General features: G+C 40.1%; 3 protein-coding genes. All 3 read right to left on the bottom strand.

The window, feature by feature from the left end; all coding sequences use genetic code 11:
• Positions 1 to 916: 916 nt before the first annotated feature.
• Positions 917 to 1486 carry a YgjP-like metallopeptidase domain-containing protein gene (locus QXV08_RS08810; protein ID WP_342821570.1) on the bottom strand — a complete coding sequence of 190 codons (570 nt, stop codon included), beginning with the start codon at positions 1484 to 1486 and terminating at the stop codon, positions 917 to 919.
• Positions 1467 to 4511 carry an HsdR family type I site-specific deoxyribonuclease gene (locus QXV08_RS08805; RefSeq protein WP_342821569.1) on the bottom strand — a complete coding sequence of 1015 codons (3045 nt, stop codon included), beginning with the start codon at positions 4509 to 4511 and terminating at the stop codon, positions 1467 to 1469. Before QXV08_RS08805 ends, QXV08_RS08810 begins: the two co-directional genes overlap by 20 nt.
• Positions 4512 to 4521: 10 nt before the next feature.
• A partial coding sequence (locus QXV08_RS08800) for a restriction endonuclease subunit S (protein ID WP_342821568.1) occupies positions 4522 to 5555 on the bottom strand: 1034 nt, incomplete at its 5' end.

The following is a 5555-nucleotide window of genomic DNA, read 5'->3' as shown; positions in this document are numbered from 1 at the left end:
GTCCGGGGCTGGGATCCAAGCCCCCCCGGCCTTACAGCAATGGGTATGAATTATTTAACAATTACTTCAGACTGCATTCATATGTTATAAAACGATCAAATAATCAGTAGGAAACAACTTTAGGGGTAGATTGCGGATCTTTGGTACAATGAATTTGAACCTCGGGGTTTGAGCAAAGAGGATAAAGTATGACTGCTATTTTTGTATTAAGTTTTTTAAAATCTCTGAATAATATCTGAACTAGCCTGGGAAGCTGTTTGGAAAGCCAAGAGATTATTTTGCTGGAAAAATTTCCATGACTTTCATGAGAGTGTAGAAGAAAGCATAACATAACTTAACAAAACCTACAGAAATTTATAGAGAAATGGTTAAGGTCCTTTAGTAGGTAATGGATAAGCATTGTAGTGATAAGGGGCATGTAATTTTTAAAGTGAGTAAAACCACAATGTTGAGACTTCTAAAAAGAAAAATCCTAGATGGAATACGAAAGGTTGAAGTTATTGCTTAGCCTGATCACTATGGAGGTGTTCGGAATTATCTGGAAGCGGCTAGACAAGTTAATGAGACGCGGATATGAAGACTACCCCAGAGACCGTAAAGTATCATAGAAGCCTCTTCAAGAGATACTGTAGAAAAAAGAATTTTCGGAAGAAATCATGGGTCTAGGTCTGGTGAGCAGAGGATCCCAGAGCGAGGTAGGAAAAGCTCCACCGAGGTAGATGAAGGCTACCTCAAATACCTAAACACCATCTTATCCTTAACAGATTTAAAGAGAGTTTTCGCGTTTTTGAGGAACTAGGTACGAGCACAAATATAAAAAGCAGAGTTCTAGAGGATGAGACTTTTGAATGGATCTTCAAAATGAAGAGTGATAAAGAGTTCACCCAATGAATATACAAACAAAAAGCGAAAAACTTTAATCTCTTCCCAGCGTTTCCGCTAGTTTAAATTCATATGCCCACAGTGTTTTTTCCAATTCCTCGTAGTTAGGAATAAATCTCTCAACACATGACCAGAACCTATTATTATGCTTTCTCTCCAGGAAGTGGCATATTTCATGGTATACAATGTATTTTATTAAAGGATCAGGAAGGAAACGAGCTTGTTTATTTATGGTTAAAACACCCTTACTGCTGAGACTTGCCCATTTTCTAGTCATTTTTTTCATTATAATTTTACAAGGATTGGAGATACCAAGTACCTCCATCATAGCTTGGTCAGCGAGGGTCTTAATCATTTGTCTCAGCTCTTCTATGTTTCTGTCGATTATTTCTAGCTGTTTAGAGATTTCTATTAGTTCTGAGAGTTCTTGCATTCTTCTCTCTATCCACATTTTGTGTTTATTAACAATCTCCATAGCTTTCGATTCATCAAAGCCCTCCGGAAATCGCACTTCGATTCCTTGAGGTGTGACAATTATCCTTATACCTGAGTTTTTCAAGTACTTTATAGCTATAGTTCGAACTCTACTCTTGTTTTGACTCAAGATTCTTCACCCTTTCAATCAACCTAGTTATGAGATCCTTTCGCTTTTCCTCTCTCATTTTCGTTGATTTGGCACCTTTTAGAATAATAGTAAATGCTAGGTCTCTCTCAACATCCTTGAATAGCTTGGGATTGCGTGTCCAGCCTGGTACGTTCACCTTAGGCTCTATTTTCTCGACTACTTCTCTAGTTAAACTTTTTGCGATAGTCTCGCTGAATCCTGCCTCTACCAATGTCCTATATATTGTGAACTCAAGAGGCGTTAATCCTAGTTTGTTGAACTCTTCGTTCAAGTAGAAAATTTCTCTCCATAACTGCACGGCATCTTCGTATAATTCTAGACTGGTCTTAAGCTTACTTCTCCACTTTTTCAGGAGCTCTTCGATTTTATCAACTACGTAAATATATGCTGGCTCGCTTCTCGCGTACAGCTTGAACCGCAGTAAACCCATCATTAACGTGGCAACCTTCTCATCCTTTTCAATAGTTTGATCTTGAATGAACTTCTCGAAGAACTCGCTATCCACATTCAATGGTACAAACTCAGCTTGTCTCTCTATGACTTCTAACGATTGGCTAATTGCATGAAGTGTCCTAGCGTAGTAGTTTTCAGCTTGCCTCTCCTCCGAACTTTCACCTGTAAAATTCTTCACGTAGAATGTGTATATCTCTGAGAGCCATTTGTAGTTTGATATATCTTCTTTTTCAAGTTCTGTGTATATGAGCTCATAGAGCCTACGCAAGACCTTGTATTTATCGATGAATTTTCTCTCCAATTCTTTGTCCTTTATTAGGAGCATAGCTTTTTTCCTAGTCTGTTTATATTCAACGTCGTTCTCTCCAGCTACAGCTTTTGGCCTAGGACCGATGAGTTTTAGCAGTTCATCCAGAGTCTGCTTAAAATTTGAGATTACAGTATTCACATCGAATACCGCACCTTTTAAGTCCTCTTCTTCATACATGGCGAACGCCTTCGCTAGCTCATCGAATACTCCCACAAAATCTATCACTAGTCCGCACTCCTTGAAGTTTCGATATGGCCTGTTAATCCTTGCTATTGCCTGGAGGAGTCTATGCCCTTTAAGAGGCTTATCAAAGTACATTGTCTGAAGCCTAGGTTCATCAAAACCTGTTAAAAGCATGTCTGTTACAATCAGTATTTTTGGATTATCCTCAGTTTTAAACAGATCAATAATCTTTTTAATGGCGTCCTTCGGGTCGGTGAAACGGTACCTCTGTAGCAGTTTTTTCCTATACTCTTCTACTTTTTCGTCCTTTTCCTGGCGCTGGAAAGTCATTACAACCTCACTGTACTCCGGAGGCAGGTATCTGTCCAACGCCTCCTTATATAGAACACAAGCCTTTCTACTAGCGGCCACTACCATAGCCTTGAACCTTCCATCGATTTTTTCTTTGAAGTGACCAGCTATATATCTAGCCACGCGGTCTATTCTCACTTCATTCTCCAAGAACACTTTAAACTTCTTGATGTCTAGCTCCTTACCTATTCTTTTTTCTATTCCAGTGCGCATTTCATCTGGGAGCTCGTCGAACTCTGACTCGAAAAATTCTTCGAGTAGTTTGCGGTCCAACTTGTAGTCGAAGGGACCTGGTTGATAAGCAATTTTAACAGTATATCCGTCTGAGATTGAGTCTAAGATGAAGTACTTATCAAGGTACAGTTCGTCCGGTGGACTGAACTTAGCAAAAGTGTTCTTGAGGGGGTTTTTCCTTGGGACAGGTGTCCCGGTGAAAGCGAAGTAGTTAGCCCTTTTCAACAAACTCATCATTTGCTCCGCGAGAACACCATACTGAGTTCTATGAGCCTCATCTACGAAAACCACGACATCTTCTCTATTCACTATTGTCTCTGGTCGGCTATCTGCGACAGCTTTTAGAAGTCTCTCAAGCTCTTCGAACTCGCTCGGCTGGAACTTCTGTACTGTTACAACAAACAACCCGGGCTCACCTCTGTAGTCTCCGAAGCTTAAAACCTCTCGCAACCTCTCAATGCTATCCACGAGCTTAGGCTTTACCTCTGGTCCAAGGTCTAGCTTTGTTAAGTTCTCGAAGTATAGCTGATCCTGTAGATCCACTCTATCTATTACGAAGAATATGGAAGGATTTTCCAGCTTCCAGTACAGCTTCATCGCTGCGAAGATCATTATAAGAGTTTTACCACTACCCTGCCAGTGCCATATAAGCCCCCTATCCTTAGCATCTCTTCCTTCAAGCCTGCCGAGAACTCTATCGACTATCTTATTCGCAGCTCTATACTGCATGTATCGAGCTATAACCTTAGTCTCTCTTCCCTCCTCCATTCTAAAGTACAGAAAGTACTTGAGTATATCTAGTAGCTTCTCCGGTCTTAACATATCTATAGTGGAGTCTAGTGAGTCCAGGTTCTCTTCTTTCCACTCGTAGACCGGTATCGATTCTGGCTTAGCCCATGGAACTATTGGAAAGTACTTTGCAACAGCCTCAACAGCTACACCTATTTGAACATACTTATATAGCTCTGGAACAGCCTCCTCGTACCGCTTAATTTGGTGAAAAGCGTCCTTCCATGAGACACTGGGGTCTGTTGGATTCTTTACTTCTATGTTCACTAGCGGAATACCGTTCACGTACAGCACTATATCGTTTCTAATCTCCCTCACACCTATGTGAATTACCTGGGTAGACACGATAAAGTCGTTTCCACTGGGGTTATTGTAATTTATGAGCTTCAATCTAGCAGAAGTCCTGGTCTTACTCAGCTTAACTGGAACTCCGAACTTAAGATACTCTAAGATCTCTCGAGCCCCCTTAGGTTCAGTACTACGGGTCTCAAGTAGTAAAATAGCCTCTGTAACATCCTTCTCTGAAACGTTAGGGTTAAACTCCTTTATCTTAATCCTCAGGATGCTCGTTAACAAGGGTTTATTCGGTTCATCCCTAGGAAGCCTTGAAGACTCAACGAACCTCCAACCACGGTTAATCAGCTCATTTACAATGTAGTCCTCAAGGCCCTTCTCCCTAACCACTAAGAACACCCTAAGAGGGCTCAACTATTACTCTAACCTTACCAGTCAGCAAAACATCCATTAACCACTTCTTAACGTGCTCTAAACGCTCAAGCTTTACTCTAAGCACCCTTATGTACTCGTCGACGGTAGAGAGAATTTCAGCAATTTTTTCTCTTTCGCTAGAAGGCGGATATGGTAAGAGTGTGTTTTCCACTATCTCTTTAGTTAGATTTGGTTGTGTAGTTGGTTTTGCGTATTTTTTCCAATTTGGCTTGTAGTATAAGAACCAATAGTACAGATATTCTACATCTTTAGGGTTTCGAGGAATGATAGCTAATATTGCTTGGTTTGTTGTCACCTTAATCTTATTTATAACAACTTCTCCAAGGCTTCCATATATAGCTAATAACAATGAGTTCTCTGGAACGAGCCATGCGTTGGAGTTTTCGAGACCTTCTTTTGTTATTGTTTCTGAGATTGTTAGTAAGTATTTGAACGAATTAGTCATGTCTTCTATCTTTACAAATGGAATATCACCATTCCAATATTCTCTCCTAGAACGAAGAGGAGTTCCACCTGCTTTAATTTCACTGCTTATGTTTGAAAGTCTCTCTAATCTCCAATCCTTAGGCATTTTCCCTATTGGTGTTTCCTTGTATTCCTTATGTCCTATTCCCTTTGTAAAGAGCTCCTGCATCAAGCCCTTCTTAATCTTATCAGCCCTTTCAACAAGCCTCCTAACCCTATCAATAGCAGAATCAACAGTAGAAAGAATTTCAGCGATGACTTTTTGTTCTGATAATGGTGGAAGCGGAATAGGAATCCTTAGCATGTCTTTTTGTGTTATTTTTGGTCGAGTAGAACCTGTGAGAAAAGGTCTTAAATCCATAAAATTCAAATAAAACATTAAGAATTCATTAGTAGCTCTTCCTTCTATAGCTTTTAGAACATGCACGTGATTGTTTGCCCAGATTTTACCCCGCATTATGTAGGCACTTTTTTCATATGGTCCGAAGAAACCTCCGTCCTCAGCAAGAAGAACAAATTCTCCATCATGAGTAT

This window comes from Desulfurococcus sp., from assembly GCF_038881575.1.
Classification (GTDB): domain Archaea; phylum Thermoproteota; class Thermoprotei_A; order Sulfolobales; family Desulfurococcaceae; genus Desulfurococcus.
This window is presented reverse-complemented; position numbering and strand designations above follow the sequence as displayed.